Below are 13,222 nucleotides of genomic sequence, written 5' to 3' on the forward strand. Positions count from 1 at the left end.
CTTCCGATCTAAGTTGGACGAAACGCTTTGACAGGTTTGCCCTTCACTTTGGCTGTTTTTCGATTCGCCCCAACCCTGGCACAAACCCTGACTGCCTGATAGATCAACCCAAACTGTGCTCGCAGGTCGTTATAGACCAACGACTGAATCGTTGTTTTGCTGGTTGTTTTGGGTTTGACTCGCTCATTGGCATAGTTGCAAGCAGCAGCAAACGCCTGAAGCACTGCCTCAATCTTGGCATTTTGTTCGGGTGTGGTTGCAAGTTTGCAAACTAGTGTCAGAGTTTGTTTCATCCTCTTATATTTCCACATGTAACTATGAAAAACAAGCGTACTAAACCTGGCAATTTCGGGGGTATTGAACCCCTCTCAATTGCCGCTCCTGTCCCTCCCCGACCTGAAGGTGCGGGGCTTCATCGGAGGTTTTCTGTGAGATTTGAGCTATTCTACGCCAAAATATCCAGCGCAATTCTCTTAGGGCTAGGCGTGGGCTGACTCAGCACTGCCGGCAGTTGTAGCAGATGTCGCTGTTCTTGGAAAATTTGCTCAATGGGTAGCATCTCCCCTGTGGTGGTCATAAAGCGATGATCGGGGGTGGCACGGATCGTCGAGCCATTGGCGAGGGTATATTCTACAATTGGCCGGAACCCCTGAAAATGCCACTGGGCAATGGGCTGAGTATAGAGGTGACCATGGGGATCAAGGCTATAGACATGGCACTGTAAACGCTCAGTCACTAGCTGCTCAATGGGTAATGCCCCATACTCAACCGTCATCACTGCTGTGTCGCCACTGAGGCAGTACTCGGCAAAGTCCAGCATCTGCTTAAAAAGTTCCTGCGCCACGGCACTGGGCACACCATTTTTAGCGGCGCCTTCAATAAAAAGGGCTTGGTGCTTTTCCATTTCTTCTTTTTTCTTTTTGCCCATGGCGCGCCGCAGTAGATCCGCTTGGCCGAGGGAGTAGCCCGCAAGGTCTTGTGCCATCCGCATGATCTGCTCTTGATAGCAAAGAACCCCATAGGTTTCCTTGAGAATGGGCCGGAGGAGTTCGTGCTGGTAGGCGATCGGCTCACGGCCATGCTTACGGTTAATAAACTTAGGAATCAAGCCAGCATCCAACGGTCCCGGACGATAGAGCGCCAAGACCGAAGAAATGTCCTCAAGGTTGGAGGGTTTGAGATCCCGCACAATCTGGCGCATTCCTGAGGATTCAAGCTGAAAGATCCCTTCTAACTTGCCCTCGGCCAAAATTTGGTAGGTTTTAGGATCATCCAAGGGTAAGGCATCCACATCAAGGGACTGACCACGGTTTTGCTGCACCAGATCGCAGGTTTTTTGAATCATGGTCAAGTTCCTCAGCCCAAGAAAATCCATCTTGAGGAGGCCAAGGGACTCTAAATCTTCCATGAAGTATTGGGTAATGACTGCCCCATCATTGTTCCGTTGCAGAGGCACAATTTGATCTAATGGCTCGGAGGCAATGACCACACCAGCGGCATGCACGCCATAGGTTTTGTTGGTACCCTCAATCCGCATGGCCATGTCCACCCAGCGGCGCACGTCAGGATCGCTGTCGTACTTTTCTTTGAATTCTGGCGAAGGGGTGTCATCGGAAATCATCACCGCGAGTTTGGTGGGTTTGCCACGGACAATGGGAATGAGCTTGGCCATCTGATCAGCTTGGCCGTAGGGAATATCTAACACTCGGGCAACGTCTTTGAGGACGGCTTTTGAGGTCATGCGGTTAAAGGTAATAATTTGGGCGACGCGATCGCTGCCATACTTTTGGGTCACGTACTGGATAACTTCTTCGCGGCGTTCAATGCAAAAATCAGTGTCAATATCCGGCATGGATTTGCGTTCGGGGTTAAGAAACCGCTCAAACAGCAAGCCGTGGTGGACAGGGTCAATATTGGTAATGCGCAGGGCGTAGGCAACCAAGGAGCCGGCGGCGGAGCCTCGCCCGGGGCCGACAGGAATGCCGTTATCCCGAGCGTACTTGATATAGTCCCAAACAACTAAAAAGTAGGTGGAAAAGCCCATCTGCTGAAGCATTTTCAGCTCGTACTCCAGCCGCTGCCGATAGGTGGGGTCAAGGGCATCCCGCTGTTGAACTTGGAACCGTGCCATCAGACCTTGCCAAGCGACTTGCTCGAGGTAGGTATCGGCCGTATGGCCTGAAGGAACGGGAAAGTCTGGGCTTTGGGGTTCACGGAAAATATTGTAGGACTCGACCTTGTCAGCAACCTTGAGGGTATTGGCTAAGGCGGTTTGGATCACGTCCTCTGGCAGGTGATCGCGAAACAGCCGTGCCATTTCCGCCGACGATTTTAGGTACTCTGTGCCGCTGTAGCGCAAGCGCTTCTCATCGGTGAGGAGCTTGCCGGTTTGAATGCACAGAAGGGCATCGTGGGCTTCGACATCGTAGCAGGAGATAAAGTGGGAATCGTTGGTGGCAATAATCTCGATGCCAAGTTCCTGCCCGATGCGCACCAGTTCAACGTTGACAATGCGATCTTCTTGGGAGCCATGGTCTTGAATTTCAAGGTAAAAGTCATTGCCAAAAGTTGCTTGGTACCAGCGGGCAACGCTGCGGGCAACCTCCGGCTTCCCTTGGAGGATCGCTTGGGGGATTTCACCCCCAAGGCAGGCACTGGTGACAATTAAGCCCTCCCGATACTGAGCCAATAGCTCTTTGTTAATACAGGGGCGGGCAAAAATGCCCTTGCCCTGAAACCCTTGTAAGTGGGAAATGCTAGTGAGCTTACATAGATTGTGATAACCCTGTTTATTTTTGGCTAAGACCACTTGGTGATAGCGGGGGTTGCGCTCCTGCTTGGTAATGTCGCCATTGATGACGTACATTTCATTGCCGATAATTGGCTTGAGGGGCTTGCCCCGGCAGAGTTTGAGTAACTCTACTGCGCCGTACATCACCCCATGATCCGTCAGGGCGATCGCTGGCATCCCCAGTTCTATTGCCCGTGCCACTAAGTCTGGAAGCTGACTGGCACCATCGAGGAGGCTGTAATCACTATGAATATGCAGGCCGACAAAGGACATGGGCAATGGGGATAACGCAACAGAGGTCTTTTAGGATAGCTTTGGCAAACTATTGAGGTAGGCGTTAAAGTCTGCGGTAGCATCGCGAAACCCTTCTTGGGCAAGGGGAACGCTGTTGAGATCAGCCGCTTGATCAATTTTTAGGAAGTCTTCTGTTAGGGCGCGGGTGAGGGCTGTGGGGGTAGGTTGATCCTTCGCGAGGAGATTGCGGTTCAGGGCGCGCATATCCATGAGCATTTCTCCGAGGCTGCCGCGCATAATATTGCCCGCTTCTTGCCAGTCTGCTTTAGCAATGCTTGCTTCGAGGTCGGCGAACCGCTCCGCATTTTTCTCAATGTCACTGAGGTAGTCGTTAATACGGGTGATCTGTAGGTCGCTGTAGGTGGGGGGCACAGTAGTGGTGGCACTAGGGCCGCCGCACCCCACTAGCACGACCGCTACGAGGGTGAGAATTAGTGAGATCAAGGAGGTTCGATTGAGGCGCACCATAAAACCTAGGCTTCCATAGCAATTAAAAATACGCCTCTATTTTGCCATGGTTCTTAGGGCTGGCGATCGCCCTCGCCAGAGGTTACGACGGCCAAACCTATCTCGCAGCATAAATTAACACTCCCTAGGTTGATTTTTTATAAGTAGGGAATTATCATGCACTCAAAACTTTACTCTGAAATCTCCTAAAATCAGAAACACTACCCTAAGTCAATCGCAATAGTCCTCATTGCTTACTGCCTAGGGGCTTAATGGTGAACCTCAACAATTACCTACAGCGACTTGCATCGGAGTAAAGTTAAGGGGTATGGGGAATTTCGTCCCTGATGCCAATTGTGCTTACGTTATTAATGGTTTGCTGTTCACTAACCTAGCCGACCTATTGTTTAAGAACTGATTTGGGGGGCAATCTAAGGACAGTCTTGCACGCGGATCACAAAGGTTCAGGCAATGAAACTAGAAGACATCTATACGTTTTTTCGGCAGCCGCCACCGATTTACTTGAGTAAGGAAGTTGCGGTTTGCTACGTTCTCTATACCCTTGTTGAGAAGGGGGATTCCTACGGCACTGCCCTGATTCAAGCCATTGAAAACGAGTATCCCTTCTATCGGTTGTCCGATACGGTGCTCTACAGTGCCCTCAAATTTCTAGAGGACGAGGGGATTATTGATGGTTACTGGAAAAAGGTCGAAGGTCGCGGGCGGCCACGGCGAATGTACCACATCGTCAGCGACAAGGTACCGCAGGCGCGAGAGCTGTCGGAACTGTGGCTACGCTACTTACAGGAGCATCCCCGCAATCCTGATTAGCCCCACCGGCGGTGCTACCCCAACTGGCGAAGGCGATCGCGCACCGTCTGTATATCCTGCCATGTCAACCACTTGGGGCTGCCGGGTTCCCGGGAATTATTGCGCAATAGGTAAGCCGGATGAAAGATCGGCATACACCAACGGCCTTGCCACTCTAGCCACTGACCACGGATTTTTGTAATTCCTCGCGGGTCTTGCAATAGCCCCCGCACGGCTGTTGCCCCCGCCAAAAGAATAATTTTCGGATCCACCAAGCGAATTTGCTCTAGCAGGTAGGGTAAGCAGGCGGCAATCTCAGCCGGTTCAGGCACCCGATTCCCGGGCGGGCGGCACTTCACAATATTGCAAATGTAGGCATCTTCCTCACTGTCTAAGTTAACCGAGGCAAGAATTTTATCCAAGAGTTGCCCCGCTTTCCCCACAAAGGGGCGGCCACTTTCATCCTCTGCTTGGCCGGGGCCTTCACCAATAATCATCAGTTTTGCCTTTGGATTACCTCGGCTCACCACCACATGGGTGCGGGTTGCCCCTAAAGCACAGCGCCGGCAGGTTTGGCAGTGGCTGTTTAAGGCGGCCAGATCAGCGTAGGTGCCCGCAGGAATCGCCACGTCAGCCCGCTGGGGAATTTGGGCATAGGTATCGGCATCCAACGGCGGGCTGCTCACGGCTTCAGCCCTAGGGAACGGATCAAATAAGCTGAACTGCACAAGCTCGGTCATGGTTACAGTTACTTCCTGAGAATAATGTTAAAAAATCTTCATCAAACTTAGGAAAAACTTAGGGTGAACTGGGGCGCTTTTATGGCGATCGCCCCAAATTTAATTTATCTGAATAAAGTATTTTACAAATTAATAACTATTCCGAAACAGACTTCCCACCGCATTGTATAAGAAATACCTGAAGGGTTTAACAGCACCGTTGTTGCGTACCTCACTGAATTTCACGAGCGTTCAGCACTCAGCGGTCAGAACCGTTCCGGCGTACCTTGCTTTAGGGCTTGAGGCCGCCGTTACCTTAACTCTGCACACGAAGTCCTGACTTCTTTAATTAAGGAGAATTGATCCATGCTAGATGCATTTGCCAAAGTTGTCGCTCAGGCCGATGCCCGGGGTGAATTTCTCACCAGTGCCCAATTCGATGCCCTGTCCAACTTGGTGAAAGAAGGCAACAAGCGGCTGGATACCGTCAACCGGATCACCAGCAACGCCTCGACCATTGTTGCCAACGCAGCTCGTGCACTTTTTGCAGAGCAACCCCAACTGATTCAACCCGGTGGGAATGCTTACACCAACCGTCGTATGGCTGCTTGCCTGCGCGACATGGAAATCATCTTGCGCTATGTCACCTACGCTATTTTGGCTGGGGACTCCAGTGTGCTGGATGATCGTTGCTTAAATGGTCTGCGGGAAACCTACCAAGCCTTGGGTACCCCCGGTTCTTCCGTAGCTGTTGCTATCCAGAAAATGAAAGAGGCCGCCATTGCGATCGCCAACGATCCCAACGGGATTACTCCCGGCGATTGCAGCGCCCTGATGTCGGAAGTGGCTGGCTACTTTGATCGTGCCGCTGCTGCCGTTGCCTAGGCCGCAATTGCAAACCGTATCTTTGACCGTTTTGAAACGAAAACTCTAGGGAGACATCTTATCCATGAAAACACCGATTACTGAAGCCATTGCTGCAGCCGATACTCAAGGCCGTTTCTTGAGCAATACCGAACTGCAAGCGGCTGATGGTCGCTTCAAGCGTGCCGTTGCCAGCATGGAAGCAGCTCGTGCTCTCACCAACAATGCGCAAAGCCTGATCGATGGTGCTGCCCAAGCGGTGTATCAAAAATTCCCCTACACCACCACCATGCAAGGCTCTCAGTATGCATCGACCCCCGAAGGCAAAGCCAAGTGTGCTCGGGACATCGGCTACTATCTGCGGATGGTGACCTACTGTCTTGTCGCCGGTGGTACCGGCCCAATGGATGAGTACCTGATTGCTGGTTTGGCAGAAATCAACAGCACCTTTGATCTGTCCCCCAGCTGGTACGTGGAAGCCCTGAAGTACATCAAAGCTAACCATGGGTTGAGCGGCCAGGCAGCGGTGGAAGCCAACGCCTACATCGACTACGCCATTAACGCCCTCAGCTAATTGGCGTAAGCCCTTGTCGCCCGGTGAGGTAAGCAGATGTCGGCATTTGGCTGACCCTTTGTTTACAACGCCGGGCTTGTTTGTACCCCTTGATGTTTCAGGAGTTTTGTACCGTGGCTATTACTGCTGCTGCTTCGCGCTTAGGTACCTCCGCCTTCAGTAACGCCCCGCGGGTGGAGCTACGCCCCAACTGGAGCGAGGAAGATGTGGAAACGGTGATCCGCGCCGTTTACCGTCAGGTCTTAGGCAATGACTATGTAATGGAGTCGGAACGCTTGGTAAGTGCCGAGTCGTTGTTGCGCAATGGCAAAATTAGCGTGCGCGAATTTGTGCGGGCGGTTGCCAAGTCGGAGCTATACAAAGAGAAATTTTTCTACGGCAGTTTTCAGACCCGCGTTATTGAGTTGAACTACAAGCATCTGTTGGGTCGCCCCCCCTACAACGAGACTGAGGTGATTTTTCACTTAGACCTCTATGAAAATGAAGGGTTTGATGCCGACATTGACTCCTACATTGATTCTCAGGAATACACGGATGCCTTTGGCGACTCAGTGGTTCCCTACTATCGGGATTTTGAATTTCATCCCGGACAAGTCAGTGTTTCCTTTGGGCGGATGTTTCGCCTCTATCGCGGCTATGCCAGCAGCGATCGCTCCCAAGTGGAAGGAACCATGTCTCGGTTAGCGCGGGACTTGGCCACCAATGCCCCGACTACCGTGATCCCCCCTTCGGGCAGTGATACTGCCTTTGCGTATTATGCTGCCAGTGCCGATGTGCCACCACGCGCTTGCTTGGGTGGTTCCTTTGGTCAGAGTGGCCGCGTCTATCGCATTGAAGTCTCTGGTATTCGTCAGCCCGGTTATCCGGGGGTGCGTCGCAGCAGCACTGCTTTCTTGGTGCCCTACGAACAACTGTCGAGCAAAATGCAGCAGTTACAACGTACGGGCGCCCGCATTGTCAGTGTGAAGCCTGCCTAGGGGCAGTTTGTTGTTGAGTCACGTTTGAGATTGGAGTCAGTTGCTATGTTTGGTCAAACCGCTGCTGGTAGTGCTGCTAACAGTCCTTCCGGTGCCCGTGTCTTCCGTTATGAGGTCGTGGGGTTACGACAGAATGATGAAACCGATAAAATGGGCTTTCCGATCCGTCGGAGTGGCAGTACCTTCATTACTGTGCCCTACAGCCGCATGAACGAAGAGATGCAGCGCATTGCCCGTATGGGGGGCAAAATTGTCTCCATTACGCCTATTGCCGCCTCCTAACGTTTGGGGTTCTATGGTAATGGCCTCAGTGTCGGACGCAACCTCCCTAACGGTTCCTGAGATGCTGAAACAGCTTCAAGGAGAGGATGCCAGTCTTCGCTACTATGCAGCATGGTGGTTGGGAAAGTTTGGGGTGGATGTGGCGACGGTGGCTGAGCGTCAGTCGATTGTCAGTGCCCTGATTGCAGCTCTGACAGATGAGCGCGATCGCACCGAACTGGGGGGCTACCCCCTGCGGCGCAATGCTGCCCGTGCCCTCGGCAAGCTTGGCGATCGCCGCGCTGTACCGTCCTTGGTTGCCTGTTTAGAGTGCGAGGACTTTTATGTGCGTGAAGCCGCTGCAGTCGCGCTAGGGCAGATCGGAGATACCGCTGCGGTTGATCCGCTCAAAGCCCTCCTTGCGGGCGGTGTAGCCATGGCCACTCTGGTTCCGGGGCGCCCTCACCTTGTCCAGCCCGTGGAAGCCACCATCGAGAGCCTAGGACAACTTGGGTGTCCGAGTGCCATTCCCCTGATTGAGCCGTTTTTGGCGCACGAGATGCCGCGGGTACAGTTTGCCGCTGCCCGGGCGCTGTTTCAGCTAACAGCGGCTCCGATCTATGGCGATCGCCTCATTGCCGCCCTCAGCAACGAGGATGTACAACTGCGGCGCAGCGCCTTGCTCGATCTGGGAGCCATGGGCTACTTGCCAGCAGCATCCGCCATTGTCACAGCCGCTGTGGAAACAAGCTTTAAGCTGATTGCCCTCCACGGTATTCTGAGCAAGCAATTGGCAATGGATGCGCCCACCACAGAACCCTTGTTCCAAGCCTTGGATCAACTTCTGTGAAGGGGAATGCCGATGGTTGACATTGCGCCTTACTGCCACGCCGTCACTGCTGCTACCACTGCTGAGGCGCTCACTGATGCCGTTGTCGCCCTAGCCGCACAGCAGGATGTCGCTGCTATCCCCACCCTGATTGACGTGTTGGGATACAATAACCCGGCCGCTGCTCAAGCCGCTGTCAACGGTTTGATTCAGCTTGGGGATGCGGCGGTTGAGCCTCTCCTTGGCCAGCTTGATGATTACAATTATGGTGCTCGCGCCTACGAGGTGCGGGTGCTGGGTGCCATTGGTCATCCTGCGGCACTCAGGGTATTGCTAGGGGCAGCACAATCAGATTTTGCGCCCAGCGTGCGGCGAGCCGCCACCAAAGCGCTTGGCACCCTGCGTTGGCATCTCATTGAGGGGGAGCAGGAGCGTCGCCTTGGCCTTGAGCAGGTTCTACAGGTACTTCAGCGGAACACGGATGCTGCGGATTGGGCCGTGCGGTATGCCGTTGCTGTTGCCCTAGAGCACCTCCGTCAACAGCCTGCTGCCGCCATAATCCAGCCCTCAGTTGTGGCGCTGTTAACTGCCCTCGGCGATCGCGACCCCGATATTGTTGTGCGTTCCCGCTGCCAACTGGCCCTCCAAAGGGACATCGTCCATCTGTCCATGCATACCTAGAGGATTTGGAAGTTATGTCGTTACCCTTGCTGGGTGTTAAACCCAAAACCCTCAACCAGCGGGTTGTTAGCTACGAAGTGCCCGCTGAGGATGATCCCGTCATTTACCGCCTCACTGATGCAACCGACGCGGCGGACGTGGATGCCCTGATTTGGGCCGCCTACCGACAAATTTTTAGCGAGCATCTGATTTTAGAGTCCTACCGTCAGCCATTTCTAGAGTCGCAACTGCGCAACCGAGCCATTTCCGTCCAAGACTTTATTCGCGGTCTTGGCAAGTCCGAGGTCTATCGCGACCAAGTGGCGGCAGTCAATTCCAACTATCGCTTAGTGGATCTCTCCTTTAAGCGATTTTTGGGTCGTCCCACCTATAGCCAGCAAGAGCAAATTGCTTGGTCAATTATTCTGGCAACCCAAGGACTAGAAGGCTTCATTGATGCCCTTATCGAAAGTGATGAGTATCAGCAGAACTTTGGGGCAGATATTGTTCCCTACCAACGGCGGCGGCGCATGGCACGACCGTTTAACCTTGTTAACCCCCGCTATAGTGATTACTGGCGCAACAAAGAAATGTCCCTCAGTGGGCGCTCTTACTATCAAGTGCGCTACTATACTGCTGGCCCGCTAGACAAAACAGTCATCCGTGGTGCCATTCCCGCCAACTTTCTCTCCATGGCTCGGTCACTGGTGGTGCCCACCCTCGACAGCCAGCGCCACGTTGCCCGCGCCACCTCCAGTTTGGTAACCGTCCCCAGCACAGCCCTAGAGCGAGACTTGCCCCCCACTCCTGTCAAGCCAGTCGCGGTTGCGCTGCCCTATCGTTATTTACCCTCTCAACCTACGGTGTAAGTCATGACCATTCCCTTGCTTGCCTATCCCCCCAGCTCGCAAAACCAGCGAGTTGCGGGTTACGAAGTTCCCAGTGACGAAACCCCACGGCGCTACTCCCTTGAGGACGCAACGGATCAGTCCACGATGAACGAATTAATTTGGGCTGCCTACCGCCAAGTGTTTAGTGAGCACGTCCTGCTGCAAAGTAGCCGTCAGCTTCACCTGGAGTCGCAGTTGAGCAACCGCACCATTTCGGTTCGAGACTTTATTCGTGGCTTAGCCAAGTCCGATGTCTTCCGCAAATTGGTGGTGGAAACCAATTCCAACTATCGGATTGTGGAACTTGCCTTGAAGCGTCTTTTGGGGCGGGCACCCTACAACAAGGATGAGGAACTGGCGTGGTCTATCCGTATTGCCACCGACGGCTGGCAGCAATTTGTGGATACCCTGATTGACAGTGACGAGTACACCCAAAACTTTGGCGACAACACCGTTCCTTACCAGCGACGCCGCTACAAAGATCGTCCCTTTAACTTGGTTACCCCTCGCTATAGCGACTACTGGCGCGATAAATTAGAAAACAGTCGCTATAAGTGGGGCGATATTCGCAACTTCTTGGATATGGCGCGATCCGTCACGATTACGCCGGTGCAGTTTCGAGCGGTTTCCACTGCGAATGTGAGTATCCCTGATACCACCCGTAGCGATCGCCCGGCAGTTCCGGCCTCCATCAATCCCACGGCCACCTTTCCGCTGCGCTAGCTGTTGACCATTCACCTCTTTGACTTGGGAGAGACTCATGGATTTACCCTTACTGACGTACAAGCCGACAACTCAAAACCATCGTGTGGTGAGTTTTGGTACTGCTGATCTCAATGAAGATACCCCCTACATCTATCGCTTAGAGGATGCTGCTTCCTATCCTGAGATTCGCGACGTGATTTGGGCCTGTTATCGGCAAGTGTTTAGCGAACATGCTACCTTGGCCTTTAACCGGCAGATTACCCTTGAATCCCAGTTGGTGAACCGGGTCATAACGGTGCGGGACTTCATTCGCGGTCTGGCCAAATCCGAGCGGTTCTATAACACCGTCGTGGCGGTGAACGACAACTATCGCCTAGTCGAGGTTTGTCTGCGGCGGTTCCTCGGACGTAGTGCCTATAACGACGCTGAGAAAATTGCTTGGTCAATTAAAATTGGCACCCTAGGCTTCTCAGGGTTTGTCGATGCCTTGCTTGACAGTGAGGAATATACCCAAGCCTTTGGCGACTTTACGGTGCCTTACCAGCGCAAGCGAATGGAGGGTCGTCCCTTTAACCTAGTGACCCCCCGCTACGGCTATGAGTATCGCGATAAAGTGGGCACTACCACCACCGATTGGCGCTTTACTATCGAGAAATTCTACAACCGGAAGTTCCAAGAGCGGCGGTTGCCCGAAGGGGATCCCCGTAAATATCGTGAGCTGGCAGCGGCGATCGCGCCTAAGACGCGCTACGCCCAGCAACTGCGAGCCTCAGACCTAGACTATCTTGCCAAAGTGCCCCGTCGTCGCTAAAGGTCATACCCATTTTTGAGGTGATGACGTTGTAAGCTATAGCCGTTAGTTTTCAAGAAACTGGCGGCTTTTTTAAGCAAAACCGCCGCGCATCCTACGAATGACGCTTCGGGTCATTTGTTAGTTAGCGGCGGATGAAGTTTTCGCGGGTCGTCCTGATTCTCGATGTACTTCAAAAGGGTTTCGATGCTGGCTCATCTTGCTGCAAAAAAGGGGGGTCGTTGGCAACGATTACGCTACAGTCCGCCTCCCCCCAAACAGCCAGAGTTTGTGAGGTGCAAACGCGCCGACTGGGAGATGCTCAAGCAGTGGGCAGTGGAAGGACTGATGCGGGTGCTGTATCTAGATGAAAGTGGGTTTGAGAAAACAAGTCCCTTGACCTACAGCGATGTCAAACGTGGGCAGCAACACAGGATGGTCAACCCCCAGCGTCGGGGTCGTCGCATGAGTGTGCTGGGGTTTAGGCAACCGGGGTGGCAGTTTGACTACGGCATGGTGGTGGGAGGCTTCAACAGCGATCGCGATTTGACGTTGATGCACTGGCACGCCGAACGCGCCAAAGCGCACTGGCAGGTAACTGGACAAATCACCGTGATGATTCAAGATGGAGCCTCGTTTCATCGCTCAACGGCGGTGCAAGCCTAGTGGCAATGATAGCAGGACATGGGCTTATCATCTTTTTCTTACCGCCACCCCAGATGAATCGCATTGACGATGAATGGTTGCATCTCAAGCGGCATAAATTGGGTTCTCGATTGGTTGAGCAGGAATATGATGTAGCAATCACGCTGATAAATGTGATTGAGCAACGAGTTCAAAGGCGGGGCGGGTCTATCGGACTTGGTATGCTAATGTAACATGCTATACGAAATCTAAGATATGCAGCTACTTCTAACTGATCTACTAAACCTACCTGGAATTGAGGTTGAAGATTATACCGATGTTGCGGGAGAATTGATTCTTATAGTGGAAGCAAAGACCACCGAGGCGATTTGCCCACGTTGCCAACAAAAAAGTTGTCATTTACACCAGAATCATTGGTATCTAGTGCGAGATTTAAGCATCAGTGGAAGATCGTATTTCTTAAGATCAATCGTCGCCAGTTTAAGTGTCGAACTTGTGGTAAGCCATTCAGTGAAACGCTCGATTTCATCGGCAATCGTCGCAAGCAAACGGATCGATTTGCTCTGTCAATCGTGCAACAGGTTTTGCACAGCAACATTCATAGTGTTGCAATTTCAAATGGTCTCACTGATGAAGAAGTATGGTCAATGGTACAGTATGTCAGTAAAAAAAACTCAACGTCGATGTGAGTTCAGTAAAACGATTAGGTATAGATGAGATTTCCTTAGGTGAAGGACAAGGAGATTACATAGTTGTTTTGGTCGATTTAGAGCGGCTCAGCCCCTTGACCCACTTTACAGACAATGACGGTGTTGGGTTGGGTCATCATTGCTCGCCCTAGGGATGGCAGGGTCTGGGTGGGGGGGTGAAAGCGATCCGGCCCCAACGCCAAGCCATCCTTACCGCGACGTTGGGGGGTTGTCCCCAGAAAAATGCTGGCGAGGGCAAGGGCAAAGGACTGCGGTG

Annotated in this window: 16 protein-coding genes and 1 pseudogene; 12 read left to right on the forward strand and 5 right to left on the reverse strand. The window is 52.8% G+C overall.

What is annotated here, in order from left to right; all coding sequences use genetic code 11:
* Positions 1–8 precede the first annotated feature (8 nt).
* The 3 genes from L5220_RS13975 to psbQ form a co-directional block, all read right to left on the reverse strand.
* Positions 9–293, reverse strand: a complete 285-nt coding sequence (locus L5220_RS13975; protein ID WP_499574250.1) for a hypothetical protein — start codon at positions 291–293, stop codon at positions 9–11.
* A gap of 152 nt (positions 294–445) precedes the next feature.
* The gene (locus L5220_RS13980) at positions 446–3,064 is read right to left on the reverse strand and encodes a DNA polymerase III subunit alpha (protein WP_499574252.1); all 2,619 of its coding nucleotides are present in this window, start codon (positions 3,062–3,064) and stop codon (positions 446–448) included.
* Positions 3,065–3,094: 30 nt separating this feature from the next.
* Positions 3,095–3,553, reverse strand: coding sequence for a photosystem II protein PsbQ (psbQ, locus tag L5220_RS13985; RefSeq protein WP_099799458.1), 459 nt, complete (start codon positions 3,551–3,553; stop codon positions 3,095–3,097).
* A 450-nt stretch (positions 3,554–4,003) separates the two neighbouring features.
* Here psbQ and L5220_RS13990 point away from each other — a divergent pair, with 450 nt between their 5' ends.
* A complete protein-coding gene (locus L5220_RS13990; RefSeq protein ID WP_448513866.1) occupies positions 4,004–4,363 on the forward strand; it encodes a PadR family transcriptional regulator in 360 nt (119 codons plus the stop codon).
* 14 nt (positions 4,364–4,377) lie between these two features.
* Here the strand turns inward: L5220_RS13990 and L5220_RS13995 are convergent, their stop codons facing one another.
* A complete protein-coding gene (locus tag L5220_RS13995; RefSeq protein WP_499574254.1) occupies positions 4,378–5,082 on the reverse strand; it encodes a uracil-DNA glycosylase in 705 nt (234 codons plus the stop codon).
* Positions 5,083–5,427: 345 nt separating this feature from the next.
* Here L5220_RS13995 and cpcB point away from each other — a divergent pair, with 345 nt between their 5' ends.
* The 11 genes and pseudogenes from cpcB to L5220_RS14050 all read left to right on the forward strand — a co-directional run bounded on the left by cpcB (position 5,428) and on the right by L5220_RS14050 (position 12,973).
* Entirely contained in the window at positions 5,428–5,946 is a 519-nt protein-coding gene (cpcB, locus tag L5220_RS14000; RefSeq protein ID WP_099799461.1) for a C-phycocyanin subunit beta, read from the forward strand.
* 64 nt (positions 5,947–6,010) lie between these two features.
* On the forward strand, positions 6,011–6,499 hold the full coding sequence (gene cpcA, locus L5220_RS14005; protein WP_099799462.1) for a C-phycocyanin subunit alpha: 489 nt from the start codon (positions 6,011–6,013) through the stop codon (positions 6,497–6,499).
* Between the two features lie 113 nt (positions 6,500–6,612).
* Positions 6,613–7,476, forward strand: coding sequence for a phycobilisome linker polypeptide (locus L5220_RS14010; RefSeq protein ID WP_099799936.1), 864 nt, complete (start codon positions 6,613–6,615; stop codon positions 7,474–7,476).
* A 45-nt stretch (positions 7,477–7,521) separates the two neighbouring features.
* Positions 7,522–7,746: pseudogene (cpcD, locus tag L5220_RS14015) on the forward strand (rod-capping linker protein CpcD); the annotation flags it as partial.
* 31 nt (positions 7,747–7,777) lie between these two features.
* A complete protein-coding gene (gene cpcE, locus L5220_RS14020) occupies positions 7,778–8,587 on the forward strand; it encodes a C-phycocyanin alpha-cysteine-84 phycocyanobilin lyase subunit CpcE (protein WP_448513863.1) in 810 nt (269 codons plus the stop codon).
* Positions 8,588–8,599: 12 nt separating this feature from the next.
* Positions 8,600–9,247 (forward strand): C-phycocyanin alpha-cysteine-84 phycocyanobilin lyase subunit CpcF, encoded by a 648-nt coding sequence (cpcF, locus tag L5220_RS14025; protein WP_448526531.1) that lies wholly within the window; start codon positions 8,600–8,602, stop codon positions 9,245–9,247.
* A 14-nt stretch (positions 9,248–9,261) separates the two neighbouring features.
* Positions 9,262–10,095: a phycobilisome rod-core linker protein CpcG1 gene (gene cpcG1, locus L5220_RS14030; RefSeq protein ID WP_499574257.1), complete on the forward strand. Its 834-nt coding sequence runs from the start codon at positions 9,262–9,264 to the stop codon at positions 10,093–10,095.
* A gap of 3 nt (positions 10,096–10,098) precedes the next feature.
* Positions 10,099–10,839, forward strand: coding sequence for a phycobilisome rod-core linker protein CpcG2 (gene cpcG2, locus L5220_RS14035; protein WP_448526533.1), 741 nt, complete (start codon positions 10,099–10,101; stop codon positions 10,837–10,839).
* Between the two features lie 37 nt (positions 10,840–10,876).
* The gene (gene cpcG4, locus L5220_RS14040) at positions 10,877–11,632 is read left to right on the forward strand and encodes a phycobilisome rod-core linker protein CpcG4 (protein WP_448526343.1); all 756 of its coding nucleotides are present in this window, start codon (positions 10,877–10,879) and stop codon (positions 11,630–11,632) included.
* 186 nt (positions 11,633–11,818) lie between these two features.
* Entirely contained in the window at positions 11,819–12,277 is a 459-nt protein-coding gene (locus tag L5220_RS14045; RefSeq protein WP_499574259.1) for a transposase, read from the forward strand.
* 234 nt (positions 12,278–12,511) lie between these two features.
* Positions 12,512–12,973, forward strand: coding sequence for a transposase family protein (locus L5220_RS14050; RefSeq protein WP_499574261.1), 462 nt, complete (start codon positions 12,512–12,514; stop codon positions 12,971–12,973).
* Between the two features lie 49 nt (positions 12,974–13,022).
* Here L5220_RS14050 and L5220_RS14055 read toward each other — a convergent pair.
* Positions 13,023–13,222 (reverse strand): hypothetical protein (locus L5220_RS14055; RefSeq protein ID WP_499574263.1); only part of this gene is annotated, 200 nt, incomplete at its 5' end.

Source organism: Synechococcus sp. PCC 6716, from assembly GCF_022570815.1.
Lineage (GTDB): Bacteria > Cyanobacteriota > Cyanobacteriia > Thermosynechococcales > Thermosynechococcaceae > Thermosynechococcus > Thermosynechococcus lividus.

Coding starts and splice junctions, on each gene's coding strand:
- L5220_RS13975 (WP_499574250.1), bottom strand. CDS start 293: ATGAAACAAACTCTGACACTAGTTTGCAAACTTGCAACCACACCCGAA.
- L5220_RS13980 (WP_499574252.1), bottom strand. CDS start 3,064: ATGTCCTTTGTCGGCCTGCATATTCATAGTGATTACAGCCTCCTCGAT.
- psbQ (WP_099799458.1), bottom strand. CDS start 3,553: ATGGTGCGCCTCAATCGAACCTCCTTGATCTCACTAATTCTCACCCTC.
- L5220_RS13990 (WP_448513866.1), top strand. CDS start 4,004: ATGAAACTAGAAGACATCTATACGTTTTTTCGGCAGCCGCCACCGATT.
- L5220_RS13995 (WP_499574254.1), bottom strand. CDS start 5,082: ATGACCGAGCTTGTGCAGTTCAGCTTATTTGATCCGTTCCCTAGGGCT.
- cpcB (WP_099799461.1), top strand. CDS start 5,428: ATGCTAGATGCATTTGCCAAAGTTGTCGCTCAGGCCGATGCCCGGGGT.
- cpcA (WP_099799462.1), top strand. CDS start 6,011: ATGAAAACACCGATTACTGAAGCCATTGCTGCAGCCGATACTCAAGGC.
- cpcE (WP_448513863.1), top strand. CDS start 7,778: ATGGCCTCAGTGTCGGACGCAACCTCCCTAACGGTTCCTGAGATGCTG.
- cpcF (WP_448526531.1), top strand. CDS start 8,600: ATGGTTGACATTGCGCCTTACTGCCACGCCGTCACTGCTGCTACCACT.
- cpcG1 (WP_499574257.1), top strand. CDS start 9,262: ATGTCGTTACCCTTGCTGGGTGTTAAACCCAAAACCCTCAACCAGCGG.
- cpcG2 (WP_448526533.1), top strand. CDS start 10,099: ATGACCATTCCCTTGCTTGCCTATCCCCCCAGCTCGCAAAACCAGCGA.
- cpcG4 (WP_448526343.1), top strand. CDS start 10,877: ATGGATTTACCCTTACTGACGTACAAGCCGACAACTCAAAACCATCGT.
- L5220_RS14045 (WP_499574259.1), top strand. CDS start 11,819: ATGCTGGCTCATCTTGCTGCAAAAAAGGGGGGTCGTTGGCAACGATTA.
- L5220_RS14050 (WP_499574261.1), top strand. CDS start 12,512: ATGCAGCTACTTCTAACTGATCTACTAAACCTACCTGGAATTGAGGTT.